The 26,327-nt window shown below is 63.8% G+C and carries 25 protein-coding genes; 10 read left to right on the top strand and 15 right to left on the bottom strand.

The features are described from left to right. Positions 1–6 precede the first annotated feature (6 nt). The 3 genes from ACVWZ4_RS24160 to fliL are packed head-to-tail and all read right to left on the bottom strand — an operon-like array spanning position 7 to position 2,183. Positions 7–453 (bottom strand): DUF6468 domain-containing protein, encoded by a 447-nt coding sequence (locus ACVWZ4_RS24160; RefSeq protein WP_456704518.1) that lies wholly within the window; start codon positions 451–453, stop codon positions 7–9. After that, positions 450–1,652, bottom strand: a complete 1,203-nt coding sequence (gene fliM, locus ACVWZ4_RS24155) for a flagellar motor switch protein FliM (protein WP_456704519.1) — start codon at positions 1,650–1,652, stop codon at positions 450–452. Before fliM ends, ACVWZ4_RS24160 begins: the two co-directional genes overlap by 4 nt. A gap of 30 nt (positions 1,653–1,682) precedes the next feature. Continuing rightward, positions 1,683–2,183 (bottom strand): flagellar basal body-associated protein FliL, encoded by a 501-nt coding sequence (fliL, locus tag ACVWZ4_RS24150; protein WP_456704520.1) that lies wholly within the window; start codon positions 2,181–2,183, stop codon positions 1,683–1,685. Between the two features lie 386 nt (positions 2,184–2,569). Between fliL and flgF the strand changes: the two genes are divergently transcribed. The 4 genes from flgF to flgH are packed head-to-tail and all read left to right on the top strand — an operon-like array spanning position 2,570 to position 6,051. After that, a complete protein-coding gene (flgF, locus tag ACVWZ4_RS24145; protein ID WP_092228139.1) occupies positions 2,570–3,331 on the top strand; it encodes a flagellar basal-body rod protein FlgF in 762 nt (253 codons plus the stop codon). Between the two features lie 16 nt (positions 3,332–3,347). Beyond that, entirely contained in the window at positions 3,348–4,136 is a 789-nt protein-coding gene (flgG, locus tag ACVWZ4_RS24140) for a flagellar basal-body rod protein FlgG (RefSeq protein WP_092228140.1), read from the top strand. Between the two features lie 10 nt (positions 4,137–4,146). After that, positions 4,147–5,277 carry a flagellar basal body P-ring formation chaperone FlgA gene (gene flgA / locus ACVWZ4_RS24135; protein WP_456704521.1) on the top strand — a complete coding sequence of 377 codons (1,131 nt, stop codon included), beginning with the start codon at positions 4,147–4,149 and terminating at the stop codon, positions 5,275–5,277. A gap of 9 nt (positions 5,278–5,286) precedes the next feature. Then, positions 5,287–6,051, top strand: a complete 765-nt coding sequence (gene flgH / locus ACVWZ4_RS24130) for a flagellar basal body L-ring protein FlgH (RefSeq protein WP_456704522.1) — start codon at positions 5,287–5,289, stop codon at positions 6,049–6,051. 227 nt (positions 6,052–6,278) lie between these two features. Here the strand turns inward: flgH and ACVWZ4_RS24125 are convergent, their stop codons facing one another. The 3 genes from ACVWZ4_RS24125 to ACVWZ4_RS24115 form a co-directional block, all read right to left on the bottom strand. Further along, the gene (locus ACVWZ4_RS24125) at positions 6,279–7,058 is read right to left on the bottom strand and encodes a 2-keto-4-pentenoate hydratase (protein WP_456704523.1); all 780 of its coding nucleotides are present in this window, start codon (positions 7,056–7,058) and stop codon (positions 6,279–6,281) included. A gap of 483 nt (positions 7,059–7,541) precedes the next feature. Beyond that, on the bottom strand, positions 7,542–7,907 hold the full coding sequence (dksA, locus tag ACVWZ4_RS24120; protein ID WP_008554760.1) for an RNA polymerase-binding protein DksA: 366 nt from the start codon (positions 7,905–7,907) through the stop codon (positions 7,542–7,544). 214 nt (positions 7,908–8,121) lie between these two features. Then, entirely contained in the window at positions 8,122–8,733 is a 612-nt protein-coding gene (locus ACVWZ4_RS24115; RefSeq protein ID WP_456741370.1) for an NAD(P)-dependent oxidoreductase, read from the bottom strand. 137 nt (positions 8,734–8,870) lie between these two features. Here ACVWZ4_RS24115 and ACVWZ4_RS24110 point away from each other — a divergent pair, with 137 nt between their 5' ends. Next, a complete protein-coding gene (locus tag ACVWZ4_RS24110; protein ID WP_456704525.1) occupies positions 8,871–9,242 on the top strand; it encodes a winged helix-turn-helix transcriptional regulator in 372 nt (123 codons plus the stop codon). 171 nt (positions 9,243–9,413) lie between these two features. On the opposite strand, the gene ACVWZ4_RS24105 is transcribed toward ACVWZ4_RS24110, so the two are convergent. Further along, positions 9,414–9,827 (bottom strand): flagellar assembly protein FliX, encoded by a 414-nt coding sequence (locus ACVWZ4_RS24105; RefSeq protein ID WP_456704526.1) that lies wholly within the window; start codon positions 9,825–9,827, stop codon positions 9,414–9,416. Between the two features lie 281 nt (positions 9,828–10,108). Here ACVWZ4_RS24105 and ACVWZ4_RS24100 point away from each other — a divergent pair, with 281 nt between their 5' ends. The 4 genes from ACVWZ4_RS24100 to ACVWZ4_RS24085 all read left to right on the top strand — a co-directional run bounded on the left by ACVWZ4_RS24100 (position 10,109) and on the right by ACVWZ4_RS24085 (position 12,648). Then, complete coding sequence (locus ACVWZ4_RS24100) at positions 10,109–11,233, top strand: flagellar basal body P-ring protein FlgI (RefSeq protein WP_456704527.1); 1,125 nt, start codon at positions 10,109–10,111, stop codon at positions 11,231–11,233. Beyond that, positions 11,233–11,616 (top strand): flagellar assembly peptidoglycan hydrolase FlgJ, encoded by a 384-nt coding sequence (flgJ, locus tag ACVWZ4_RS24095; RefSeq protein WP_456735673.1) that lies wholly within the window; start codon positions 11,233–11,235, stop codon positions 11,614–11,616. The genes ACVWZ4_RS24100 and flgJ overlap by 1 nt, the downstream gene beginning before the upstream one ends. A gap of 11 nt (positions 11,617–11,627) precedes the next feature. After that, complete coding sequence (locus tag ACVWZ4_RS24090; RefSeq protein ID WP_456741369.1) at positions 11,628–12,125, top strand: hypothetical protein; 498 nt, start codon at positions 11,628–11,630, stop codon at positions 12,123–12,125. A gap of 160 nt (positions 12,126–12,285) precedes the next feature. After that, positions 12,286–12,648, top strand: a complete 363-nt coding sequence (locus tag ACVWZ4_RS24085) for a hypothetical protein (protein ID WP_456704530.1) — start codon at positions 12,286–12,288, stop codon at positions 12,646–12,648. A 3-nt stretch (positions 12,649–12,651) separates the two neighbouring features. Here ACVWZ4_RS24085 and ACVWZ4_RS24080 read toward each other — a convergent pair whose 3' ends face one another. From ACVWZ4_RS24080 to ACVWZ4_RS24060, 5 genes are all read right to left on the bottom strand, one after another. Next, a complete protein-coding gene (locus tag ACVWZ4_RS24080) occupies positions 12,652–13,017 on the bottom strand; it encodes a hypothetical protein (RefSeq protein WP_456704531.1) in 366 nt (121 codons plus the stop codon). 13 nt (positions 13,018–13,030) lie between these two features. Beyond that, the gene (gene flaF, locus ACVWZ4_RS24075) at positions 13,031–13,399 is read right to left on the bottom strand and encodes a flagellar biosynthesis regulator FlaF (protein WP_092228151.1); all 369 of its coding nucleotides are present in this window, start codon (positions 13,397–13,399) and stop codon (positions 13,031–13,033) included. Between the two features lie 284 nt (positions 13,400–13,683). Then, entirely contained in the window at positions 13,684–15,975 is a 2,292-nt protein-coding gene (locus tag ACVWZ4_RS24070) for a DUF1522 domain-containing protein (RefSeq protein WP_456741368.1), read from the bottom strand. A gap of 218 nt (positions 15,976–16,193) precedes the next feature. Beyond that, the gene (locus tag ACVWZ4_RS24065; protein WP_456704533.1) at positions 16,194–18,506 is read right to left on the bottom strand and encodes a DUF1522 domain-containing protein; all 2,313 of its coding nucleotides are present in this window, start codon (positions 18,504–18,506) and stop codon (positions 16,194–16,196) included. Positions 18,507–18,829: 323 nt separating this feature from the next. Next, positions 18,830–21,142 (bottom strand): DUF1522 domain-containing protein, encoded by a 2,313-nt coding sequence (locus ACVWZ4_RS24060; protein WP_456704534.1) that lies wholly within the window; start codon positions 21,140–21,142, stop codon positions 18,830–18,832. A 322-nt stretch (positions 21,143–21,464) separates the two neighbouring features. On the opposite strand from ACVWZ4_RS24060, the gene flbT reads away from it, so the two are divergent. Further along, positions 21,465–21,890 carry a flagellar biosynthesis repressor FlbT gene (gene flbT / locus ACVWZ4_RS24055; protein WP_456704535.1) on the top strand — a complete coding sequence of 142 codons (426 nt, stop codon included), beginning with the start codon at positions 21,465–21,467 and terminating at the stop codon, positions 21,888–21,890. A gap of 69 nt (positions 21,891–21,959) precedes the next feature. On the opposite strand, the gene ACVWZ4_RS24050 is transcribed toward flbT, so the two are convergent. From ACVWZ4_RS24050 to ACVWZ4_RS24040, 3 genes are read right to left on the bottom strand one after another with little or no spacing between them, the layout of a single operon-like run. Next, positions 21,960–23,456, bottom strand: a complete 1,497-nt coding sequence (locus ACVWZ4_RS24050; protein ID WP_456735676.1) for a pyridoxal phosphate-dependent decarboxylase family protein — start codon at positions 23,454–23,456, stop codon at positions 21,960–21,962. After that, a complete protein-coding gene (locus tag ACVWZ4_RS24045) occupies positions 23,453–24,700 on the bottom strand; it encodes a hypothetical protein (protein ID WP_456735677.1) in 1,248 nt (415 codons plus the stop codon). The genes ACVWZ4_RS24050 and ACVWZ4_RS24045 overlap by 4 nt, the downstream gene beginning before the upstream one ends. Before the next feature lie 18 nt (positions 24,701–24,718). After that, positions 24,719–26,323, bottom strand: a complete 1,605-nt coding sequence (locus tag ACVWZ4_RS24040; RefSeq protein ID WP_456741367.1) for a hypothetical protein — start codon at positions 26,321–26,323, stop codon at positions 24,719–24,721. Positions 26,324–26,327: the final 4 nt, after the last annotated feature.

The following is a 26,327-nucleotide window of genomic DNA, read 5'->3' as shown; positions in this document are numbered from 1 at the left end:
CTGACTTTATGCGGCGAGACCGTTGGACCTTCGGCGCTCGGAGAAGGCTTCGGCAGCAGCTGCAACCGCCTTGGCCGCAGACGGCTTGGTGGCGGGGGCGGCTGCGGCTTCGGGATTCGTCACGGGGCGCGCCGCGATCGCGATCTTGGAGAGCCGGCGCACCACGTTGTCGGCTTCGCCAAGCTGCTTGTAGAGCTGGTCGGACATGTGCGTGGCGGCGGCCAGCTGGCTGCCGAGATTCTCGTTGACGTCGCGCACCGCCAGCTTGAGCCCGCCGATCGCGCGCTCGGCGATCTCGGTCGCGGTGATTAGCTCGCCGATCACGGCCTTCAGCGAATGCTCGTCCGCCTTCAGCCGCGTCAGCCGCTTGTTGAGCAGCATGCAATAACCGATCGTGAGCATGAGCAGGATAGCCACCAGCGTCTCGATCGCCATTCCCAGGAAGTGGTTCATGGGGCCTCCATCAGCTTGTTCTGTTCGTCCACCTTCTCGAACATCGCAAGCGTCGTACTTGGCTTGCGCAAGGGTTTCGTCACGCGGATCGCGACCCGGTCGCCGACCCGACCCATCCGCCCCTCGGTCAGGGTGACGTCGCCGCAGCGCACGGTCACGTTGGCGTCGGCGCGCATGTCCAGCGGCAGCGTGTCTCCGACCTTGAGCCGCATCAGCTGCTTGAGCGGGATGTCGGCTTCGTAGAGCACGGCATCGACCGCGATCTCGGCCTGGTTGATCTCGGTTGCGAAATGGCCTTCCCAGATCGGGTCGCGGCCGAACTTCTCGCCCATGAACATCTGGAGCAGCACGCCCCGGATCGGTTCGATGGTCGCGTAGGGAAGCAGCAGCTCGATATTGCCACCGCGATCTTCCATGTCGATGCGCAGGCGCACAAGGATCGCGGCGTTAGCGGGACGGCTGATCGCTGCAAAGCGCGGATTGGTCTCGAGCCGGTCGATGGTAAAGGTCACTGGCGACAGCGGCCGGAACGCCTGCTCGGCATCGGCCAGCACCACTTCGACCAGGCGCTTGACCAACTCGGTCTCGATCGTGGTGTAGGGCCGGCCTTCGATGCGAAGCTGGCTCGAGCCGCGGCGACCACCGAGCAGCACGTCGATCATCGAGTAGATCAGGTTGGAATCGACCGTCGCCATGCCGAAGTTTTCCCACTCCTCGGCCTTGAACACCGAGAGCACGGCAGGCAGCGGGATCGAGTTCATGTAATCGCCGAAGCGCACCGAGGTGATGCGGTCGAGCGAGACTTCGACGTTGTCGGAGGTGAAATTGCGCAAGGACGTCGTCAACAACCGCACCAGGCGGTCGAAGACGATTTCGAGCATCGGCAGACGCTCATAGGAGACCATCGCCGAATCGATGATCGCGCGGATGCCGGAATGATCGTCGAGGGTGACGTCGCCGACGGTAAAGCCGAGAAGATTGTCGATCTCCTCCTGCGAGAGAACGCGCTCGCCGGAGTTCTTGCCGTTGCCGAGATCGCGGCTGCCGTCCTCGACCATGGCTGCCCATTGCAGGGCCATGGTCTCCGAAAGTTCGTTTTCAGCAGCAGCCTTCGCGGCCTCCGCGGGATCCTCGGAATCGAGCGACGCCTCCCATTGGGCGGCAATCGCATCCTGGTCCATCTGTTCGGTGCCGGCCATGACGCTAGCCCGTACCCTTCCGCAGCGTCGTCACTGGAGCACGACTTCCTTGAACAGCACCGCGCTGACCTGGATCGGCGCGACCGCGGCGTTGACCCGCTTGGTCAGCTCTTCCTTGAGACGGAAGACGCCGGCGGAGCCGTTGAGGTCGGAGGAACGAAGCTCGCGCACATAGGTCTGGAAGATGTCGGTGACCCGCGGCATCGACGGCTTGATCGCCTCGATCTGCTTCTCTTCCTTCAGCTCGAGCACGATCTTGAGCTTGAGATATTGCACGCGCTCGCCCGGCGCGCCGGCGAGGTTGACCATCATGTCGGGCACCTCGACGAAGGCCGGCGGCTTCGGCGGGGGCGCGGCCTCGGCATGATGCTCCTCGTCGCCGTGACGGAAGAACAGGAACCAGGTCGCAGCGCCGCCGCCGAGCAGGACCAGCGCGGCAACGACGATCAGGATCAGCTTGAACTTGCTCTTGGGGGCAGCGGCTTCCGCACCTTCGGCGGCTGCGCCGCCTTCCGCTTCACTCTCTGCCATGGTCGTCCGGGCTCGCTGATCTCATAGAGGGCGAGAGAGCAAAGCCTCCTGGCAGACAGTGACGCGATACGAATGTCCCGGCGCAAAGCGCTCCTCTTCGCTGCAAACGCTACGGTAATAATGGTTAACGGAACCTTTCGATTGGGCCCCTGCTAGGAAAAATCTGCCGGGCAAACATGGCTAACAGAACCTTTCTGCCCCATGCCGGGAGCCCCGAAAAAATCACCAACCCATTGTAATCACACATCATTTCAAATTGGCACGACTTTCGCTCAGAGAGGGCCGAGACCGAACGGTTTGGGAGAACCAGACGGGCTCTTTCACGGGATCGGCCAAGGCGCTTGGGAGAGCGAAATGGCCGGGCTCACTCGAGGGGAGATTGACCGATGCAGAACGCGCTTCTGATCGGCTTGTCACGGCAGATGACGTTGGAACGGCAGATGGATGTCATCGCCAACAACGTCGCCAACGTGAACACCAACGGCTTCAAGGCTGACCATTCGCTGTTCGAGGAGTTTCTCCGCTCGAACGCTCATGAGGACAATTTCGTCGGCTCCGACCGCCGGGTCTCCTATGTGCAGGACCGCGGCACCTATCGCGACGTCGGCCAGGGACCGATGGAGGCCACCAACAACCCGCTCGACATGGCGATCAGCGGCAACGCCTTCTTCGCCGTGCAGGCCAACGGCGCCGAGCGCTACACCCGCGACGGCAAATTCGCGCTCAGCAGCACCGGCCAGCTCATGACCTCCGACGGCAATCTCGTGCTCGGCACCGCCGGCCCGATCGTTTTCCAGCCGACCGACCACGACATCAACGTCGCCCCGGACGGCACCGTGACGGTGCTGGAGGGCACCGCCAAGACGGACTCGATCCGCGGCAAGATCCGCATGGTGAGTTTCGACGATCCGGCCAAGCTCACCAAGCTCGGCGCCAATCTGTACGACGTCGGCTCCGCCAACCAGCAGCCCGACGCCAAGTCCACCCTGCAGCAGGGCTACATCGAGAAGTCGAACGTGAATTCGGTCGGCGAGATGAGCCGCATGGTCGAGGTGATGCGCAGCTACACGGCGATCGCCAACCTGCTCCAGCAGCAGAGCGACCTCCACAAATCGGCAATCGAAAAGCTCGCCGACGTTCCGGCCTGATTGAGGGAGAACTGACATGCAGGCGCTTCACACCGCAGCGACCGGAATGGCGGCACAGGAACTGAACGTTCAGGTGATCTCCAACAACATCGCCAACCTGCGCACCACCGGCTTCAAGAAGCAGACCGCGGCGTTCCAGGACCTGATCTACGAACACATCCGTCGCGTCGGCGCGCAGGCTTCGGACCAGGGCACCATCCTGCCCGTCGGCGTCGACATCGGCGGGGGCGTCAAGACCGTCGGCACGCCGCGCAGCATGACCCAGGGCACGCTGTCGCAAACCGGCAACGATCTCGACCTCGCGATCTCGGGCGAAGGCTTCTTCAAGATCCTGATGCCTGACGGCACCTTCCAGTACACACGCGACGGCACGTTCCAGATGGACAATCAGGGCCGGGTCGTCACCGCGGGAGGTAACCCGGTGCAGCCGACCATCACGATCCCGAACAACGCCTCGGGCATCACCGTCAACGAGCAGGGCCAGGTGACCGTGACGCTGCCGGGCTCGTCGACCAACACCATTCTCGGCCAGATCGGCGTGACCCGTTTCATCAACAAGGCGGGCCTGCAGCCGGTCGGCAGCAACCAGTTCGTCGAGACGACGTCGTCGGGCACGCCTCAGGACGGCACCGCGAACTCCGAAGGCTACGGCAAGATCACCCAGGGCAGCCTCGAACAGGCCAATGTCGACGTCGTCTCGGAGATGAGCGACCTGATCGCCGCGCAGCGCGCCTACGAGATGAACGCAAAGGTGATCAGCGCCGCCGACCAGATGATGCAATCGACCACGGCGCTGTTCCGCTGAGGTGATGAACATGATCCGCACCGCGCTTCTCACCCTCTCCGCGCTGTTCGTGCTGGCGCTGCCGGCGCAGGCTGCCGACGACGGCATCGCAACGCCGACGCTGCGCGCCAGCGTCACCGTGACGTCGGACGTGGTCCGGGTCGGCGATCTCATCGACAATGCCGGTTCGGCCGCGCAGATCCCCGTCTATCGCTCGCCCGATCTCGGCACCACCGGCGCGCTGCCCGTCGCCCAGGTCCTGAGCGTGCTGCGCGCCAAGCAGGTGATCGGCGTGATGACCGGCGACATCACGGAAGTCCAGGTCACCCGGCTCGCCCGCACCCTTGCCAGCAAGGATCTCGAAAACGCAGTCGCCTCCGCACTCGAGCGCCGTTTCGGCCTTGGCGACGCCGCCAACATCACGGTCACCTTCGACCGTGGCATGTCCGACATGCGGCTCGATGCCACCAACACCGGCGCGCTCCAGGCGGTTGCGACCCGCTACGATGCCCGCAGCGGCCGCTTCGACATCTCCTTCGAGGTCGGGAACGAGGGTACGGTCCCGACCAAGCTGCACTTCACCGGCACCGCGATCGAGACGGTTGAGGTTGCCGTTCTGACCCGCGACATCGACCGCAGCGAGATGCTGAAATCCTCCGACGTCGCGCAAGAGCGCCGGCCGAAGGCCGAAGTGACCGGCGAGCCCGCGCTGCGCGAACGCGCCGTCGGCATGCAGCTGCGCCGGCCGATGCGCGCCGGCATGCCGATCCGCGTTGCCGACCTCGCCAAGCCCGAATTCGTGTCGCGCGACCAGAGCGTCACCGTCATCTACCAGGTCCCCGGGATCTATCTCACCACGCGCGGCAAGGCGATGGAGGGCGGTGCCGAGGGCGACACCGTGAGTGTCCTCAATCCGCAGACCAAGCGGACGCTGACCGGCGTCGTCACCGGCCGCGGCCAGGTCACCGTGCAGGGCGCCAGCCAGTCCGCGCCGATGCCGGCCGCGGTCGAGCAGACCTCCTCGCTCAAGCGCGACGAAGCGCCCGCCCCGGTCGACACCGAGGCCCTCGTCCGCAACCTGGTCCAGGCGCCTTCGTCGCCGGGCCAGATTGCACAAGCCCAGATTCCGCAAGCTCGCGTCTCGCAAGCACAGGCAAAGTAAGAGTTAGTCATGTCCGCTTTCAGTTCGGCTTACCGCCTTCGTCGCATCGCGATCTCTGCCCTGCTGCTGACAGCCAGCGCGCTGGGCGGCTGCTCCTCGATCGACCGCTTGTCGCAGATCGGCGAGCAACCGAAATTGTCGGCGATCGACAATCCGACGACGCAGCCCGGCTACAAGCCGGTGCAGATGCCGATGCCGAAGCCGGAAGTCGCCTCCTACAACCCGAACTCGCTGTGGCGTAACGGCAGCCGCGCCTTCTTCAAGGATCAGCGCGCCACCCATGTCGGCGACCTCCTGACGGTGACCGTGAACATCACCGACAAGGCCAATATCGAGAACGAGACCCAGCGCAGCCGGTCCAACAAGGAAGATTCGGGCATCACCGATTTCATCGGCGCGAAAACGCTCGGCGCGCAGGCGCAGAAGGTGCTGCCCGGCCGTATCCTGACTGCCGACTCCACCGCCTCCAGCGATGGCAAGGGCTCGGTCAACCGCACGGAAGCGTTGCAGACCAACGTCGCGGCCGTCGTGACCCAGGTGCTGCCGAACGGCAATCTCGTGGTCGAAGGCAAGCAGGAGATCCGCGTCAACTACGAGATCCGCGAGCTCGTGGTCGCCGGCATCGTCCGCCCCGAAGACATCCAGAGCGACAACACCATCGATTCCAGCAAGATCGCCCAGGCCCGCATCGCCTACGGCGGCCGCGGCCAGATCACGGACGTGCAGCAGCCCCGCTACGGCCAGCAAGTCATGGACGTGCTGCTGCCCTTCTAGCCTTCTCTAGGAGCTCCCACATCGTGTTCGCGAACCTAGGCGCGAACGACGATGTACTACGCGGCCCTCGCTAGCTCCCCTGGCGAGGGCCGCATGTATTTGGCCTGACGTGTCGCTGTGGCTCCGAGGCAGCTCCGTGCAATCGTATCGACGCTGCCGCGAGTAAGACCACCGCGATCCAATCAGCGAATTAGTGAACATCGACAGCAATGACGGTGGAGAGAGCGCTACGTAAACGCCGCCTCCGCCACGCCCAGGCCGTCCAGCTCCATCCGCACCTTGTCGCCGGCTTTCAGCCACAGCGTCTTCACCAGGCTGCCCGTCAGCACGAGCTGTCCCGCGTGCAAGCCCTTGCCTTCGGCGGCGAGGTGGTTGGCGAGCCAGGCGAGGGCGTTGTGGGGGTGGCCGAGCACGTCAGCGCCAGTGCCGTGGCTGACCTCCTCTCCGTTGACGATGGCGCGGCCCTTGACCGCTTTCAGGTCCGGTACCGACGAGCGCGGAACCGAGGCGCCCAGCACACAGCCGGCGGCGAAGAAATCATCCGCGATCAGCGTCGGCGCGCCCATCGTCTCCCACTTCACGTAGCGGTCGTCCACGATCTCGATGGCGGGATGGTAGCTTTCAACGGCTTCGCCGACCCATTCGGCGGTGAACGGCGCCTCGCCGGCGGCGAGGTTGCGCTTTAGCCGCACCGCGATCTCGCATTCGACACCGACACGGACATAGTCGGCGACCGCGAGCTCCACGCCGCTGTCGTGCACACCCTTCTGGAACACACCCCCGCCGCAGGGGTGCGGAATGCCGATATACTCCTGCATGACCTGGCTGGTGCAGCCGATCTTGTAGCCGACCAGCGGCCCGACATGAGGCAGCAGGAGATCATGCAGCGCACGCTGGACCTGATAGCCCGCGGCCTCATCAGCAGGCGGAACTTCGAGCGCCGCGAGCGGCGCATGGTTGCGGCGCGCCAGCGCGATCGCCTTTGCGGCTTCAAGAATTTTGTCCATCGGCGCCGCCTCCCACGCGACCACAAGCATGGCCGGCACTTCAGCATCCCCGCCGGAGCCTGACAAGCGCCGGAGGCATGCGCCCATGCGGGTGGATTGCGCGCTGACGGATGCGGCCGACGGCCTCTTATCCGCCTTAAGGAAATATTGAGCTGGTCCAGGCTTCATGGGGATGCGCGTTGCAGCCTCGCACGAGGCCGGATTGCAGCGAGGCTTGATGCAGCTTGATCAGAGTCTCAGCATGCGAGTCGATCTCCTTGATGCGACTCGCAAAACCTCCCGCACCTGAAGCGAAGGCTATGTCTCATGTGAATTCACGTGAGCTTGCAGCAATGGACTCTAGCCCATTGATCGCGATTCGCTTTTCGCCATCGCGTACCCGTCAAGCACGCCGCGGCAAGCGATAGGCACAGCGCAGATTACGGCGCGAAACGGCGCGCCTTGCGTCCAAAAACGAAGAGCCGCATCACTGCGGCCCGGACTCTATTCGTCGCGATAGACCTTCTCGCGTTTCTCGTGGCGCTCCTGCGCTTCCACCGAGAGCGTCGCGATGGGCCGGGCTTCGAGCCGCTTCAGAGAGATCGGCTCGCCGGTGTCCTCGCAATAGCCGTAGGTATTGTCCTCGATGCGCTGGAGCGCGGCGTCGATCTTGGCGATCAACTTGCGCTGGCGGTCGCGGGCGCGGAGTTCGATAGCACGGTCGGTTTCCGACGATGCCCGATCGGCAAGATCGGGGTGGTTCACGTTCTCCTCCTGCAGAGCCTGCAGGGTGAGCTTGGACTCTTTCAGGATCTCATCCTTCCAGGCGAGGAGCTTCAAACGGAAGTACTCCTTCTGCCGGTCGTTCATGAAAGGCTCTTTTTCGGTCGGTCGGTAGTTTTTCAACTTTTCCAAGGGCGGCCTATCTATTTAAGCAACGACTCGCAACGAAACGGGTCCGTTGAGCCGGGGCTTATATAGCTACCCCTTGTGACAGACAATATTTCCTTAATGGCGCAGTTACCGCCCCCAAGCCCTTGCACAGGAACGTTTATCCGCAAATACCCGGGGGGCGGCCAAAAGCCTAGTAGCCCACCGTGAAACGCTGCCGCAGATGCGCCGGCTTCTCGATCTCGTCGGCAAGCGCGATGGCGTAATCGGCGAAGCTGATCCAGCTCTTCCCGTTCGCATCTGCGAGAAGCTGGTCGGTGCCGAGCCGGAACTGGCCCGTGCGGGCCCCCTCGACGAACAATGCGGATGGCGAGATGAAGGTCCAGTTCAGATCGTTTTCCTGCCGCAACAGGTCGAGGAAGACGCCGCCAGCTTCCGCCTCGGCCTTGTACTGGGCCGGAAAACCCGGGGTTGTGACCAGTTTGACACAGGGAGCGACCTCCAGACTGCCAGCGCCGCCAACGACCAGATAGCGGCCAACTTTCGAATCCTTGGCCGCGCGGATCAGCTTGTGCGGGTCGCTCGCCAGGAAGTGGACGGAGCTCACCGCAACGTCATGCCCGGTCCAGAGTTTGGCGAGACCGACCTGGTCGAGCACGTCGCCCTTGGTCGGCGTGACGTTTGGCAGTGCCGCAATCTTCTCGGGGTTCCGGGCGATGGCGGTAACCGCGTGACCGCGGCGGGACAGTTCCTTGGTGATTTCCGAACCGGCCCGGCCCGAGGCGCCGGCAACTGCGATTTTCATGGAAGGCTCCTTTGCTTCTAATAGTAACCACTGGTGACTAGATATCGCAAAGAATGCTGGTGTTAAGAGACCACTTTGTGCTTACCTGCTTACGCGGGAGTAACCGAAGCCGAGCCAGGCGAGCGCAAGGAACCGAGATGAAACCCAATGTCTATGCCGCCGAGTGCCCGACACGCCAAATCCTCGATCGCGTCGGCGACAAATGGGCCGTGCTGATCCTGTTGCTGCTGCGCGAGGAGCCGATGCGCTTCAATCGGTTGCGCCGCACGATCGAAGGTATCTCGCAGAAGATGCTGAGCCAGGTTCTCAAGTCGCTCGAACGCGACGGCCTGCTCAAGCGCCGCGCCATCGCGACCGTGCCGGTGACGGTTGAATATTCGATCACGCAACTCGGCGTGACACTCGCCGCCGCGGTAGATCCATTGCGCGACTGGGCCGAGGAGAATCTGAAAGACGTGCTCGCCGCCCAGCGCCGCTACGACGCGCAGCAGCAGGAGGAAGCGGCGTAGAACGTGAGGCAGACCGCTAGAGGACCCGTCATCCTGAGAGGTGCGAGTGGCGCGATGCAAAGCATCGCGCCGGGAGCCTCGAAGGATGAACGGCCGAGATACAGCCGGACCGTCGCCGTTCGAGGCTTGCCCTGCTTTGCAGGGCGCGCACCTCAGCGTGACGGATAACGACTACGCCTGCCCGGCCTTCGCCAGCTCGACCTCGACGCGCAGCTCGATCTCGGACAGCACGGAATCGAGACCGGGATCGCCGGAGGACGATTTCAGGTTTGCCGCCGCATCGCGCAGCCGCATCACCGTCGAGGCGTCGAGATTGCCGGACAACAGTCCCATCTTGAGATCGTCGAGCACGTCGAGCGCGGTCTTGCCGCGGGCGACCGAGCGCTTGCGGCGCTCGATGGGATCTTCCTCGATGCCTTGCAGCGCGAGCAGCCCGTCGATGTTGGCGGTGGCCTTCGGTGCGGCGGCGCTGCGTGCCTCCTGCGCCGACGAGGTGTCGGGCAGCACGAAGGTGCCGGAGCTCGTTCGCCTGGCCTGGCTGGCCGGAGTCCCAAGCGTGGTGCCATTCGGTCCGTAGATGCGCATCGGAGCAATCCGGGTGATCGATGCGCCACATTCGCCGCTTTATGGTTAACGGGGCGTAAACGGCCCGGCAATATCTGCCGACAGGCGGCAGTTTCGCTCCTCAGGGCGAACGGCGGCTAGCCTCGATCTAAAGAGATTTATTCAACCTATTCAATCGCCTAGTCCCTCTGCTCCGGGTTGGCACAGTGCTCGCAAGGAAAGCGCCGGACCAGCTCGTCATGGGAGTGTCTGGCAGGTCCGAGGTGTGAGGAGGCTCTTTGAGGAGCCTTGGGGAGCAGAGGATGCCAGGCGTTCGTTGGGTGAGGATTTTTGGGCTGGCCTGTGCCGCGCTGTCAGCGCTGGCCATTTCGGCCGCGTCCGCAAACGCGACCTCGCGCATCAAGGATCTCGCCAATATCGAAGGTGTGCGGCAGAACCAGCTCATCGGCTATGGCCTCGTCGTCGGCCTCAACGGCACCGGCGACACCCTCAACAACATCCCCTTCACCAAGCAGTCGCTGCAGGCGATGCTCGAGCGCATGGGCGTCAACATCCGCGGCGCCACCATCCGCACCGGCAACGTCGCCGCCGTGATGGTCACAGGCAACCTGCCGGCCTTCGCGACGCAAGGCACGCGCATGGACGTCACCGTATCAGCGCTCGGCGATGCCAAGGATTTGCGCGGCGGCACCCTGCTCGTCACCCCCCTGCTCGGCGCCGACGGCAACGTCTATTCGGTCGCGCAGGGCTCACTCGCGATCTCCGGTTTCAATGCCGAGGGCGAAGCGGCGAAGATCGTGCGCGGAGTTCCGACCGTGGGCCGCATCGCCAACGGCGCCATCATCGAGCGCGAGATCGAGTTTGCGCTGAACCGCCTGCCGAACGTGCGGCTCGCGCTGCGCAACGCGGACTTCACCACCGCCAAGCGCATTGCGGCTGCGATCAACGACTATCTCGGCGTCAAGAGCGCCGAGCCGATCGATCCCTCGACCGTGCAGCTGACGATCCCGCCGGAGTTCAAAGGCAACGTGGTCGCCTTCCTGACCGAGATCGAGCAGCTCCAGGTCGATCCTGACCTCGCCGCCAAGATCATCATCGACGAACGTTCGGGTATCATCGTGATGGGCCGCGACGTTCGCGTCGCCACAGTCGCGGTCGCGCAGGGCAATCTCACGGTCACGATCTCCGAGAGCCCGCAGGTGAGCCAGCCCAACCCGCTGTCACGGGGCCGCACCGTGGTCACGCCGCGCTCCAGCGTCGGCGTCACGGAGGACGGCAAGAAGTTCGCCGTGGTCAAGGACGGCGTCTCGCTTCAGCAACTCGTCGACGGCCTCAACGGCCTCGGCATCGGCCCGCGCGACCTCATCAGCATCCTCCAGGCGATCAAGGCCGCCGGTGCGATCGAAGCCGACATCGAGGTGATGTGATGCAGACGGGCATGCTCAACAGCGCGCGCGTCACCGCCGCCCTCTCCTCGAATCCGGCCTTCTCGGTCGAAAGCCGCAACGGCCGGCCCGACTTCGAACTCGCTGCCGCGCTTCAAAAGGTTTCGCCGCAGCAGCAAGCCAAGGCACAGAAGACCGCCACCGACTTCGAGGGCATGTTCCTCAACAGCATGTTCGCGCAGATGACTTCGGGCCTGAAGGGCGAAGGCCCGTTCGGGGATACGCCGGGCACCGGCGTGTGGCGCTCGATGCTGACCGAGCAATATTCCAAGAACTTCGCCAGCGCCGGGGGTGTCGGTATTTCCCGCGACGTGTACCGCACCCTGATCATGCAGCAGGCCAAAACCACTCTTCGCACGGCATAGGGTCAAACGAGATGAACCACTTCAACGCGTCACGTCAACCGATGCCCGCACAGCGCACGAACGACGCGCAGGGCAACGCCGAGGCGCGCAAGCTCGCCGAAGACCTGATGGATGCGATGAACGCCCTGCTCGGCTTGATCGAACGTGAGACCGAACTGGTCCGCGCCGGCAAGGTCCGCGAGGCGATGACGATGGAAGGCAAGAAGCAGGAGCTGTCGCGGCGCTACGTCGGGGCCGTCAGCCAGTTGAAGGCCAACCAGGACAGGCTGGCGAAATCCGCGCCCGAGCTGCTCTCGACACTGCACCGCCACCACGACGCTTTCCGTGCCATGCTTCAGGTCAACCTCACCGTGCTCGCGACCGCGCATGCGGTTTCCGAAAGCGTCGTGCGCGGCGTCAACGCCGAGATCCAGAAGCGCAACGTGCCGAATACCTATACTGCTGCGGGACGCCGCGCGACGCCCGGCCCGCGTCACATCACGCCGCTCGCGGTCAGTCGCACGCTCTGAGCGCGCACACAGAACTGTCTCCAATTTTACGAAAAACCGCACGCCAAAAGCGTTGCGCGGTTAGGTACGTTTCCTTACTGGATGTTCAATCCTGGTGTTCCATGGTTGCGTATTGAGAGGGGTTGGGATTTGACTCACATAAGGCAACCAGGAGGCTGCCATGAGTACAGATTTCAGCATCAGGCCGGTGGGGATACCGGCCCCCGTACAGATCGTAACGACGTCGAATTCGGCGGCGAACGATGCCGTACAAACCGATTTGCCGGTGAGCCAGACGGTCGCCGCAGGCGATACGACCGCGCCTGCGCGCAATGATCTTCAAAGCAGCAATGAGAACATTTCGCGGCAGGTCGTGTTCGACCAGGCGGCTGCATCCATGGTCTTCCAGGTCGTCAATGAAAAGACGGATGCGGTGGTGAACCAGTTCCCCGACGAGGCGATGCTGCGCCGGCGCGCCTATTTCCACGCAATTGATTTGAAATCGGAACCCAACCGTCCGCTCAATACGGACCTCAGCGCCTGACGATCAGGTACCGAGCGTGGCCTGCGCGGTGTCGAGATAGGTCGAGCCGGTCGCGGGATCGGTGACGACGTTCTTGATCTGCGCCTTTCCGACATTGGTCAGCGTGAACTTCGTGTTGCCGAATCGGAACGAGTTGTCCTTGATCAGCACCTGCTGATACTGCGACGTGCCGTTGCTCTGGTAGCGGATCTGCGCCCGAAATCCGTTGACCTGCGAGATGTTGAGCGAGAACTTCTTGCCGTCGGAATAGGTGCCGCTCCAGCTTCCCTGATAGAGCGTCGGGTCGACCGCCACATACCTTGTCTTGCTCGGCGCAGATACGCTTGCCGACTTGTACGCGCTCGACAGGATGCTCATGACGTCGGCCATGGCTGCGCTCCGCTCAGGGACGGCCGGACAGACCGGCAGCGATGTTGCGGTTGATCTCGATCAGCGGGCGGAAATGATCGAACTGCGGGCTCATCTGCAGCGCCGCGGTCTGGCTCAGCACGAACACGCTGATATTGGCGATCTTCTGCCGGACCTCGAGCGGCTGCGGATTGTTCTCGCGCATCGCTTCGCTGAGGAAGATGGTCCAGAGCTTGCGATTGAACATCAGCGCCTGTGTGGTCTGCTCGCTGAACGGATCGGCGGCGTTGATCGCGTCCTGGAGTTTGTTCGCGGCCTTCAACAAGGTCTGCGCCTCAACGTCGCGAGGAGATGCGGTGGTCGTTGCGACACGCGCGTAGGCCGAGGCAGCGGAATTCGACATCAATCACACCTTGGAATCTTCCTAGCCCGTTGAACGGACTTAAGGATTTCTTTCCCAACCCTATGCAGCGCCGCTTAAGATTTGCTTACATGTGCGCCTGGAAGCTCTCCGGATTATTACGGGTCACTTCCTGAGCGCGATGATAGAAGCGCAAGACGCAAGCTGTAAACCTGCACTGCATCATGCCCAGCGATCGCAGCTAATCCAGTCTTAGCGAACTCCCTCAAAACAACGGCGGGGCGTGGCCCCGCCGCGACTCATCGGCCGGCGATCTCGCGGCGAAATTACTTGAGCAGCTGCAGCACGCTCTGCTGCGACTGGTTCGCCAGCGACAGCGCGGAGACCGCGATCGACTGACGGGTCGACAACGCCTGGCTGTTGGCCGCTTCCTCGTTGGTGTCGGCCAGCGTCAGGTTGGACGAGCCGGTTTGCAGCACGTTGATCAGGTTCTTCGAGAAGTCCTGACGCACCTGCACGATCGACAGATTGGAGCCGAGCGCCGAGCCTTCCGAGCGCAGCGTGCTGGAGGCGGCGTTCAGGCTCGCGAGCACCTTGTTGGTCGCGCCATTGTCGATGAAGTCGACGCCGTTGACGAGGTTGCTGAGGCCGAGACCCGCCGCGTTGAACACCACGCCGTTGATATTGAGCGTCGAGCTGCCGGTCTCGTTGAAGATGAGCTTCAGCGTATCGCCATTGAGCAGGTTGACGCCGTTGAAGGAGGAGTCCTGCGAGGTCGTATCGATCTGCGCCAGAATGTTGTTGAATTGGCCGACGAGACTTGAACGCGCCGTCTGCGCGACCGGGTCCTGGATCGGCGGCTGTGCGGTCGTGAACGTGAGCGAGCTCGTGATGGTACCGCCGACCGCACCGCCGGCGATCGTGGAACCCAGCGTCGAGGACGCGTATTCGTTGACAGTGGAAACCGTAAGCACGCCATTGGCGTCGATGGTTGCCGTCAAGTGGTTCGCCTGAAGCTGCGCGTTGAGCTGGTCGAGCGTCTTGACCGTGCCGTTGGTGCCGTCACCGAACGTGACGTTGACCGGCGTTCCGCCGTTGAACGAGGTGAAGGTCAGGGTCTTGCCGCTGATGCCGCCAACGCCGCTCTGGCGGGCCGCGGTGAAAGCCGACGCGGTGCCGGTGTTGCCGGCCAGTCCGAGCGCGGCCAACGAATTCCCCGTGCCCGTGATCGATAGATCAGCATTGATGCCGGTCGACAGCTTGAGCTGGCCGGAGGTATTAATCGACGAAGCGCTCTGCCCCGACGCGGTCGCAAGCGTACCACCGCCACTGCCGTTCAGTGTGAAGGTCTGCACGCCGGTCGCGAAGTCGATCGCCTTCAGCACATCGGCGATCGTGCCGGTCTGTAGATAGACCGTCGAGTTGCCGTTGCCGTCGGTCTCGACGTGACCGCTGACGCCGAAGCCGCTCGGAACGGCCGGAGCATTCGTCGAACCCGGAACCGGTGCGTTCTTGAAGGTGATGACGTGCCCGTCGACATTGAGCGTCGAGCCGTCCTGGATCAGCGAACCGAGGGAGCCGGGAGCGGTCGCGCGCGCGATATTCAGCGTCGCGTTGCCGCCACCCGTTGCAGTGGTGAGGCCCAAGGCGTTGAGGAAGTCGGCCTTGCCCGTGATGGACACGTCGGCGCCCGTCGAGGTCTCGATCGTCGCGATACCGCTGGCAAGAGACGAAGGCGTCGCGCCGGAGGCAACGCCGATGGTCGCAACACCGCTGTTGTTGATCGAAGCGGTCTTCACGCCGCTGGCGAGGTCGATCGCACTCAGCAGGTCATTGACCTTCGCAACCGGTGCACCCGTCGTGCCGAGATAGACGGTCGAATTGCCGTTGCCGTCAGTGAGAATCGTGCCGCTGGCGTTGACGCCCGATCCGGCCGGAATGGCCGTGCCGGCCGGAGCAGAGCCGGCGCGGAAGGTAATCGTGTGACCGTTAACGGTCATCGTATCGCCGTCCGAGGGAGAAGAGGCGACGAGGTTTGAAGCACCGCCGACGCCGATCAGGGTCGCAGTGCCGGCCAGCAACGTCGAGTTGTCGGAAGCCTTCACCGCAGATGCGGCGGGGGTGGCATAACTGCCTTGAGCGGCGCTGCCCAGCAAGGTCGTCGGCTGGGCAGCCGTCGTACCACCGGCCGTGCCGTCGAAGAGAACATTGCTGGACGCCGTTGCGCTGCCATAGCTCGTGGTGCCGCGCAGGTCCGCAGGCGTCGCGCCGGGGATCGTGGTCGAAATGTTCGACTTTGTCGAGTAGCCAACCGTGGTCTGGAGCGCTTGATTGGCGATCGATTTCGCGCTGTCGATCAGCTTCTGCAGCGAAGTGATGCCGGTGTTCGCCGCCTGGAGCACCTGCACACCGTTATTGATGCCGTCGAGCAGGTTGCTGATGTCGCTCGCCCGGTTGTCCAACCCCTGCGCCGTGAAGAAATTCGTCGGATTGTCCAGCGCCGAGTTGACCTTCTTGCCGGTCGAAAGGCGCGACTGGGTGGTGGCGAGGAGGTCGGCCGTTGATTGCAGCGACAACAGGTTCTGGCGAACTGACGCCGAGAGAACGATGTTGGACATTGGCGGTCTTCCTTTTGAACCGGATACGAATCGGGCTCGCCGATCTGAAAGCGGGCTTTGGTCGAGTTTTAGGGTCTGTCCTTTAAAGTATGGTTAACGGCGACTTAAGGGATAGGGTTAATGCCGGGTTAGCGCCCTGCCCGCCAATTGGAGGCAACAAAAAGCGGCGGGACCGAAGCCCCGCCGCTCTCGTTTTATGTTGTAATTTCAGTTGCTTACTAGCGGAGCAGCTGGAGCACGCTCTGCTGCGAGGTGTTGGCCAGTGACAGCGCGGACACCGCGATCGACTGGCGGGTCGACAGCGCCTGGCTGTTGGCCGCCTCCTCGTTGGTGTCGGCCAGCGTCAGGTTGGATGAACCGGTCTGCAGCACGTTGATCAGGTTCTTGTTGAAGTCCTGGCGCACCTGCACCACGGAGAGGTTCGAACCGAGGGTCGACGCTTCCGACCGCAGTGTGCTCGATGCCGCGTTCAGGCTGGTGAGCACCTTGTTGGTCGCGGAGTTGTCGATGAAGTCGGTGCCCTGCACCAGGCCAGCCAAACCCAGACCCTTCGAGTTGAAGGTCACGCCGGTGATGTTCAGGCTCGACTTGCCGGTCTCGTCGAACACCAGCTTGAGCTGATCGCCATTGAGCAGGTTTACGCCGTTGAAGGACGAGTCGACCGAGGTCGTGTCGATCTGCGACATGATGTTGTTGTACTGCGCAACCAGGTTCGAACGAGTGGCCTGAGCAACCGGATCGACGGTCGGAGTGGTCGCATTGGTCCACGTCAGGGCTGTGGTAATCGTGCCGCCGATCGCACCACCGGCAACAGCCGAGCCGATTGTCGAAGACGCATAGTCGTTGGTCACGGACACCGTGAGCAGGCCGTTGGCGTCGATCGTGGCGGTCAGGTTGTTGGCTTGAAGCTGCGTGTTGAGCTGATCGAGCGTCTTGACCGTGCCGCCGGTGCCGTCGCCGAAGGTGACATTGACCGCCGTACCGCCGTTGAAGGAGGCGAAGGTCAAGGTTTTGCCGGAGATGCTGCCGGGTGCGGCGGCACGGCTCGCGGTGAACGCTGTGCCGGTGCCGGTCGAACCGGTGAGACCGAGCGAGGACAGTGCGTTGCCAGAACCGGTGATCGACAGATCCGAGTTCGCACCGGTCGAGATGTGCAGCGCGCCGGCGACGATCGAGGAGTTCGTCGCGCCCGCGGTGGTCTGCAAGGTCGCCGTGCCCGAGGTGGTGGACTTGATCGTCTGCACGCCGGTGGCGAGGTCGATCGCGGTCAGCACGTCGGACACCTTGCCCGCCTGCAGATACACCGTCGAGTTGCCGTTGCCGTCGGTGACCACGTTGCTGCCGGTGCCGGCAATGCTGGAGCCGGTCGGAACGTTGGCCGCCGCAGGCACCACCGCGTTCTTGAACGTGATGGTCTTGCCGTTGACGTTCAGCGTCGAACCATCCGAGATCAGCGAGCCGAGGCTGCCCGAGGCAGTCGTTCGGGTCGCGGTGACCGTGGCGTTGCCCGAGCCGGTCGCACTGGTCAATCCGAGGGCACCCAGCAGGTCAGCCTTGCCGACGACATTCAGATCGCCGCCCGTCGAGGTCTCGAGCGTGATCTTACCGCCGGTGATCGAGGACGCAGTGTTGCCCGTCGGGGTCGAGAGAGCGGCAGTACCGGCGGTCGTGTTCACCACAGCGTTCTGCACGCCGCTCGCGAGGTCGATGGCGTTCAGAACGTCGCCCACTGTCGCGGTGGAGTTGGACGCACCGGAGCCCAGATAGACGATCGAGTTGCCATTGCCGTCGGTGGCGATGTTGCCGGTTTGGCCGTAACCGGCCGGCAGGGTGTTGGTCGACCCCGTAACACTCGGAAGGTCGCCGGACTTGAAGGTGATCGAGTGACCGTTGACCGTGAAGCTCGTGCCGTCCGTGAACTGCGTGGCTCCGATCAGTGACAGACCCGCGTTGGCTGGCGTGCCGCCGCCGGTGCCGTACAGCAGGGTGCCGGTGGTGATGGCCGTTGCCGTGGTCTGGTTGTCCTTCACCTGGCTGCCGGTCGTCGCGCCGATGGTGCCGCCGAGCGTGGTGCTGCCCGCAGCCGCCGTCGTGCCACCGGCGGTGCCGGAGAACAGCACGTTCGAGAGCGCGGTCGCGCTGGAATAAGTGGTCGTGCCGCGCAGATCTGCCGCGGTTGCGCCCGCGATCGTGGTCGAGACGTTCGACTTGGACGAATAGCCGACCGTGGTCTGCAGCGCCTGGTTGGCGATCGACTTTGCGCTGTCGAGCAGCTTCGACAGCGAGGTGATGCCGGTGTTGGCGGCCTGAAGCACCTGCACACCGTTGGCGATGCCATCGAGCAGGTTGTTGATGTCGCTGGCGCGGTTGTCGAGCGACTGGGCCGTGAAGAAGTTGGTGGGGTTGTCGAGCGCCGAGTTCACCTTCTTGCCGGTCGACAGACGGGACTGGGTGGTGGCGAGCAGGTCGGCGGTGGACTGGAGAGACAGCAGGTTCTGACGAACCGACGCAGAGAGAACGATACCGGACATAACTCTTACCCTTCTGGTTTACGCGTCTTCGTTCGATCGCTTCGGATCGAGTGACGCGCACAGCCTGCGCGGACATGGCTAACAAAGGGTGAAATCCAATCTCGAACCGTAAGCGCCGATTCACCATAAGGCGGCGGAAGTCCTTTTCACGCGATGATGATCCATTTGAAATCTCTCGGCTTTCTCTCGCGTTTGCTCCCCGTTAACCATAACCAGCGGTTACTTTTTGGCAGCTGCAAAAGCGCGTTTCGATTGCATGCGCACAAAGAAAACGGCGGGACCGAAGCCCCGCCGTCGATTTTCTTTCGTGATGTCAGCCGCTATTAGCGGAGCAGCTGGAGCACGCTCTGCTGCGACTGGTTGGCCAGCGACAGTGCGGAGACCGCAATCGACTGGCGGGTCGACAGCGCCTGGCTGTTGGCGGCTTCGACATTGGTGTCGGCCAGCGTCAGGTTGGACGAACCGGTCTGCAGCACGTTGATCAGGTTCTTGTTGAAGTCCTGACGCACCTGCACGACGGAGAGGTTCGAACCAAGGGTTGAAGCTTCAGAACGCAGCGTGCTCGACGCCGTGTTCAGGTTAGCCAGCACCTTGTTGGAGGCTGAGTTGTCGATGAAGTCGGTGCCCTGCACCAGCGAGGCCAGACCCAGACCCTTCGAGTTGAAGGTCACGCCGGTGATGTTCAGGCTCGACTTGCCGGTCTCGTCGAACACCAGCTTGAGCTGATCGCCATTGAGCAGGTTCACGCCGTTGAAGGACGCGTCCTGTGAAGTCGTGTCGATCTGCTGCAAGATGTTGTTGTACTGGGACACCAGGTTGGTACGGGTGGCCTGGGCAACCGCGTCAGCAACCGGCGCGGAGGCGTTCGACCAAGTCAGCGACGTCGTAACCGTACCGCCAATCGTACCACCGGCGGAGGCAGAGCCGATCGTCGAGGACGCATAGTCGTTGGTCGCGGACACCGTGAGCAGGCCGTTGGCGTCGATCGTGGCGGTCAGGTTGTTGGCCTGAAGCTGCGTGTTGAGCTGATCGAGCGTCTTGACCGTGCCGCCGGTGCCGTCGCCGAAGGTGACGTTGACCGCCGTACCGCCGTTGAAGGAGGTGAAGGTCAAGGTCTTGCCGGAGATACCGCCGGCTCCAGCGGTGCGGCTCGCGGTGAACGCTGTGCCGGTGCCGGTCGAACCGGTGAGACCGAGCGAGGACAGTGCGTTGCCCGCACCGGTGATCGACAGATCCGAGTTCGCACCGGTCGAGATGTGCAGCGCGCCGGCGACGATCGAGGAGTTCGTCGCGCCCGCGGTGGTCTGCAAGGTCGCCGTGCCCGAGGTGGTGGACTTGATCGTCTGCACGCCGGTGGCGAGGTCGATCGCGGTCAGCACGTCGGACACCTTGCCCGCCTGCAGATACACCGTCGAGTTGCCGTTGCCGTCGGTGACCACGTTGCTGCCGGTGCCGGCAATGCTGGAGCCGGTCGGAACGTTGGCCGCCGCAGGCACCACCGCGTTCTTGAACGTGATGGTCTTGCCGTTGACGTTCAGCGTCGAACCATCCGAGATCAGCGAGCCGAGGCTGCCCGAGGCGGTCGTTCGGGTCGCGGTGACCGTGGCGTTGCCCGAGCCGGTCGCACTGGTCAATCCGAGGGCACCCAGCAGGTCAGCCTTGCCGACGACATTCAGATCGCCGCCCGTCGAGGTCTCGAGCGTGATCTTACCGCCGGTGATCGAGGACGCAGTGTTGCCCGTCGGGGTCGAGAGAGCGGCAGTACCGGCGGTCGTGTTCACCACAGCGTTCTGCACGCCGCTCGCGAGGTCGATGGCGTTCAGAACGTCGCCCACTGTCGCGGTGGAGTTGGACGCACCGGAGCCCAGATAGACGATCGAGTTGCCATTGCCGTCGGTGGCGATGTTGCCGGTTTGGCCGTAACCGGCCGGCAGGGTGTTGGTCGACCCCGTAACACTCGGAAGGTCGCCGGACTTGAAGGTGATCGAGTGACCGTTGACCGTGAAGCTCGTGCCGTCCGTGAACTGCGTGGCTCCGATCAGTGACAGACCCGCGTTGGCTGGCGTGCCGCCGCCGGTGCCGTACAGCAGGGTGCCGGTGGTGATGGCCGTTGCCGTGGTCTGGTTGTCCTTCACCTGGCTGCCGGTCGTCGCGCCGATGGTGCCGCCGAGCGTGGTGCTGCCCGCAGCCGCCGTCGCGCCGCCGGCGGCGCCGGAGAACAGCACGTTGGTCAGCGCAGTCGCGCTGGTGTAGGTCGTCGTGCCGCGCAGGTCGGACGCGGTCGCACCCGCGATCGTGGTCGAGACGTTCGACTTGGTCGAATAGCCGACCGTGGTCTGCAGCGCCTGATTGGCGATCGACTTTGCGGAGTCGATCAGCTTCGACAGCGAGGTGATGCCGGTGTTGGCGGCCTGAAGCACCTGCACACCGTTGCCAATGCCATCGAGCAGGTTGTTGATGTCGCTGGCGCGGTTGTCGAGCGACTGGGCCGTGAAGAAGTTGGTGGGGTTATCGAGCGCCGAGTTCACCTTGTTGCCGGTGGCCAGATGGTTCTGGGTGGTGGCGAGCAGATCGGCGGTGGACTGGAGGGAGAGCAGGTTCTGGCGAACCGAGGCGGAGAGAACGATACCGGACATACTGTTACCTTTCTGGTAGCTACGCGTCCTGTCTGACCGACATTGATCAAACGACCGGCGGACGGTGCCTTCGAGCCTCTAACAATCCGTGAAATGAAACCGGTGGTTTGTCCGAGTCGACCTGCCGAATGCTCGCAGAACGTGCGACGACGGCATCAAAGAGCAGTAGACACCATTGAAATATTTGATGTTTCTGCCGCCGCCCAAATCGTTCACGACCCGTTAACTATGTTGCGCAAGGATTGGCTCCAGATCAGAGCTGATCGCCCTCGCCATCCGAGCCGCCGATCGGTCGTTAAGAACGAGTTGATGGAGAACAGGCATGGCTCTCAAGGTCGAGCTCAAACCGCACGAACGCATCATCGTCGGTAACTGCGTGATAACCAACACCGACCAGCGCGCCCGCCTTCTGATCGACGGCGAGAACGTGCCGATCCTGCGCGAGCGCGACATCCTCACCCCGGAGACCGCCGATACGCCTGCCAAGCTCGTCTATCTAGCGGTCCAGTTGATGTACATCTCGCCGGATCCGCAGACCCAGCACGGTACCTATTTCAACCTGGTACGCGACATCGTCACCGCGGTGCCGAGCTCCTGGTCGATCATCGAGGGCATCAACAACAACATCATGAGCGGCGATCTCTACCGCGCGCTGAAAGAAGCCCGCAAGCTGATCGCCTACGAAGAGAAGCTGCGGGACCAATACAAGGCCACGCATCCCGAGGCTGACGTGAGCTCTGCCGCCTGATCGCAAACCGCCTCAACGACGACGGCCCCGGCTCATCTCCGGGGCCGTTGTCGTTTCAGCCCAGCGCTGTCATTGCGCGGCGAGCGGCGGCGCCTCGACCTCGATCAATCCGCCTGTTCGCTGCGCGCCGAACTTGATCACGGCCGCCACCAGCGCGTCGATATCGATCTCCGCGGTGCGATGATTGACGATCGCGGCGCGGATCGCGAACTTGCCATCCAGCGTCGTGCTCGACGGCGCCGCGATGCCGGACTCCTGGACATCGGCGACGATCTCGCGATTGACCGCGTCCTCGGCGCGGTAGCGGAAGCAGACGATGTTGAGATTGACGGGCGCGAGCAGCTCGAGCCGGGGCTCGGCGAGCACACGCGCTTCCAGATATTTCGCGAGCGCGCAGCTTCGCGCAATCACCGCGCCCAGCCTGTCTGTGCCGAACGTCTTCAGCGTGAACCAAGTCTTCAACGCGCGGAAGCCGCGCGACAGATCGGGACCGAGATCGCACGGCCATACCGCGCCGGCCGCAAGCCCCCTCGCCTCGCGACCGAGATAGGCCGCCGGTTGCGCAAAGGCCTCCCTGTGACTTTCGCCGTCGCGCACCAGCAGAAAGCCGGCGTCATAAGGCACCTGTCCCCATTTGTGGAAGTCGAGCGCAATCGAGTCCGCAAGCTCGATGCCCTCGAGCATCGGCGCGAGCTCGGGCGAGAGGATCGCGAGTGCGCCGAAGGCACCGTCGACGTGAAACCAGATCCCCTCCTCACGACACAGCTCTGCAACCGCCTTGAGATCGTCGATCGCACCGATGTCGACGGTGCCGGCAGATGCGGTGACCAGGAACGGCTTGAGGCCGACATTGCGATCGACGGCGATCTGCGCGCGCAGCGCGGCGATGTCGATGCGATGATCGGCGTCGACATCGATCTTGCGGAGTGCATCGGTGCCAAATCCTGCAATGTCCATCGCGCGGGAGATGCAGCCATGCGCAGCCTTCGACGCATAGGCCGTGAGCAGCGCGCCATCGTTGCCGATGCCGTGCTGCCGTGCCGGCGCGCCGAGCGCGCTCGTGCGCGCCACCAGCACGGCCATCAGATTGGCCATCGACGTGCCCGTGACGAAGATACCGCTCGCACCTTGCGGAAAGCCGAACAGGCCGCCCATCCACGCGACGATCCGGCGCTCGACTTCGATCGGCATGTGATCGCGCCCGCCGAGATTGGCGTTGAGGCCGGCCGCAAGCATTTCCGCAACCATGCCGACGGCGGTGCCGCCACCATGCACCCAGCCCATGAAGCCGGGATGAACATTGCCGGTCGCGTAAGGCGCAACGTGCTCGGAGAATTCGCGATAGACCTCCGCGACATCGCTTGCCTCGCGCGGCAGGTCGGTTCTCACAGCGGCGCGAACCGCGTCGGGGATGGGTTGCCAGACCGGACGCCCGCGGACATTGGCGATGCCGTCGATCGCTTCGTCCAGCATGCGATGCGCCAGCGCGCGAAACTCGCTCCAGTCCTGCGGATCGAGCGATCCGTTCGCGACGCCGGTCAGCGTGTTGCGGATGATCTCGTTCATGCTGCGCTCACGGCGCCGGCCTTGTCAGTCGGCTTGGCATGCCGCGACAGCATCGCGGTGAATGCGGCAAAGATCTTGCGCATCTGCGGCGGCTTGTAGGGAAACACAAGTGGCGAATCCATGTTGTGGACGACCGCGGTGTTGTCGGCTTCGAACACCAGAAGCTCGCCGCTCTGGTCCTCGGCGCAATCGACGATGAAATAATCGAGCCCGACGCGCCGGCTCATTTCGTCGAGCGCGCCTTTGTGGCGTACCGCGAAGGAGTTGTCGAAATCCTGCATGAAGACCGCTTCTTCAGCGCGCTTCTCTTCACTGAACGCCATGTAGGCGTTGAGATACCAGATGTCCCAGCGATCGGCGATCGCCATGTGACAGGCATAGGGCTTGCCGTCGACCATGGCGAGCCGGATCTTGCGATAGAGGCCGTCGGGACCCGCATAGTCGACGAAACGTGCGACGAAAAAATCCTGCTCCTCCCGCGCGGCAAGATAGGCCGCGAGCGCCGCCGCATCGTCGAGCTTCGCAAGTCCGACGCCGGCATGGGTGCCGCGCGGCCGCGCGATCATCGGAAAGTGCAACTCGCCCGTGATCTCGTTGCAGGCGATCCGCCCCTCCGAGAGAGCAGTCAATTGCCCGCGGGTGGCGTGGGCGGTGACGGGAATGTCGAGACCCGGGATATCAGCCAACAGCCGAAACAGCTTGTCGCGATCGAGATTGCCGATCCGTTCCGGGCGATTGAGCAGCGGTCGCGGCCAGCGCGGCGCAGCCTTTTCGATCAGCGCAAGCGGTTCGCGGCATTCCTCGGAATCGGACGCAACCACGATGGCAACGTCATGATCGGGTAGCGTATCCGGCAGTCCGCTTGTCTTGGTCACATAGAGCGTCAACAGCTCGACATCGGAGCCTTCGAGCAGGAATTCGATCGGCGTGTTGCCGCCCATGTCGATGTCGGCCGCCAGCGCAAGCAGGCGCAGGCCCGGCTTCGGCGCGCTGGACGGCGTACGAAACAACTGATGGAAGGAGAGCACCTCGGACTGGATCAGGAGCCCGGCCTCCTTCTCGCCCTGAAGCTGGGCAATCAGCGACAGATCGAGTCCCTCGCCCGCCTGCGCCGTCCCCTCCGCGATCCGCGCCAGCAGATGCGCGCGCAAGGGGTGCAGATCGACGCCCTCGAAGGCCTGGCGCGTCAGATGCGCAAAGCCGATACGATCGGCATAATCAGGCGCGGCAAGCGGATGCAACATCTCACACCTCAAACAAGGCTATGCCGGCACGGCGGCGGTACGGTCGAGCAGCAGCTCGATCTTCACCAGGGCATGGGCGATGCGATCGAGAATGTGCTGCACATTGCGTTGCGCCTGCGCGCCGTCGGGCGACCAGGCGTCGGTTAGGAGCCGCGCACCGACGCATAGCCGCAGAGCAGCCCGCGGAACGCCATCGGGTTGCTCCAACCGCACCGGCTGGCCGAGGAGATAGCGCTGCGCTGCCACCTGCCGGTCGGCCGCGCTGCCGCCGATGGCATCATTCATATCGCGCGCCAACGCACGGTGAACAGCGCTGGTGTCGGCGATGGATACCGGCTTGCCATCGCGCAACGGCGTGAACGGAAAGATCGAACGCTGCGCAAATTCTTCATCATCCGGATCGGCGGTGTCAGCGGGCGCCGGGATGGCGAGCAGCGACGGCGATAACGCGATCATCCTCTCGATGCCGGACGCAAGCGCGGCGAGCGTCCTGGTGCGGAACGCGCCGGGCACGGCATAGTAGCTGCCGATCTCGGCGAGCGCCGCTTCCCAGCGCAGCCATTGGCCGAAATTCGGACGACGCTCGAAGCGCGAGCGTAGCGCCCTCCAGGCGATCGGCCAGTCGCAACGGCCCGCATAGTCGAGGAAACCAGGCGCGATCCCCTCGATCCGGTCGAGCGCCCGGGACAGTCCCTTCGGCATCAGCAGCGCGCCGCTGAAGGCGGGGCCACCAAAGAATTTCGAGCCCGTGATCAGCACCATGTAACCGCGATCGAGACAGGACCGCAGCCGCCGACGGCCGAGCCGCGCCTGGCAGGCATCGACGACCACCTGAACCTTGCGCGGCCAGCGCTGCGCGATCTCATCGAGACAGGCGGCGCTCGGCGCGCGCCAGCCGAGCTTTGACGAATCCATGACGTGCAACAGAACGCGCCGGCCTTGCTTCAGGCTGCTCTCGATGGCACGCATGACTTCCGCATCCGCGTCAATACGCATCGAACGGCCGGAGGCTGCATCGAGCAGCGGGATCGCGATGCTGTCGCCGGCGAGGCCCGCGATCGCGGCGTCCTTGCGCACGATGATGCCGCTCGCCGTCATCGTGCTGAAGTGGTGCCCGCGCGCGCTATGAACGGTGCCAGTGCCGGTCTGGTCGGCGCCAACCACGATCGTTACCGGCGCCGCACCGAGCACCGCGCGCGCGAGGAACAAGGCATGAAGTTGAGAGTCCGTGCCCGACGCCGAGAACACCACGTCAACGCTCGACGGCAGCTGAAAGTGGCCGCGCAGCTCGTCGCGCATATCCTCGCAGCGCCGATCGAAGGCGATCTCGACTTCGTCGAACAACGATTTGTGCACCAGCTCCTCGCGTGCCAGCGCGGCGCGGTCATAGGCCGCCTGCGAGATCGGCGATGCCGTCGACGAGGCGAAATGCCAGATCGCGGGTTCCGGCGACGCCGCGCAGCCATAGGCATTGACGCGGTCATGGGGGTCGAGCGCCAGTCGCCGATCTCCGCCGGAGACGAGCAAGGTATCCAGCGGAGTGAAGAGGTCGCGCAGGCGATAGCGCGAGCCGCGCTCGGACGCGCGGTCGATATCGGGGGGGCGGGACGCGCCGATGCTCATCCCG

Source organism: Bradyrhizobium sp. USDA 4472 (assembly GCF_054058595.1).
Note: the sequence above shows the minus strand (reverse complement) of the source record. Positions and strands in the feature narration are given on the sequence as shown.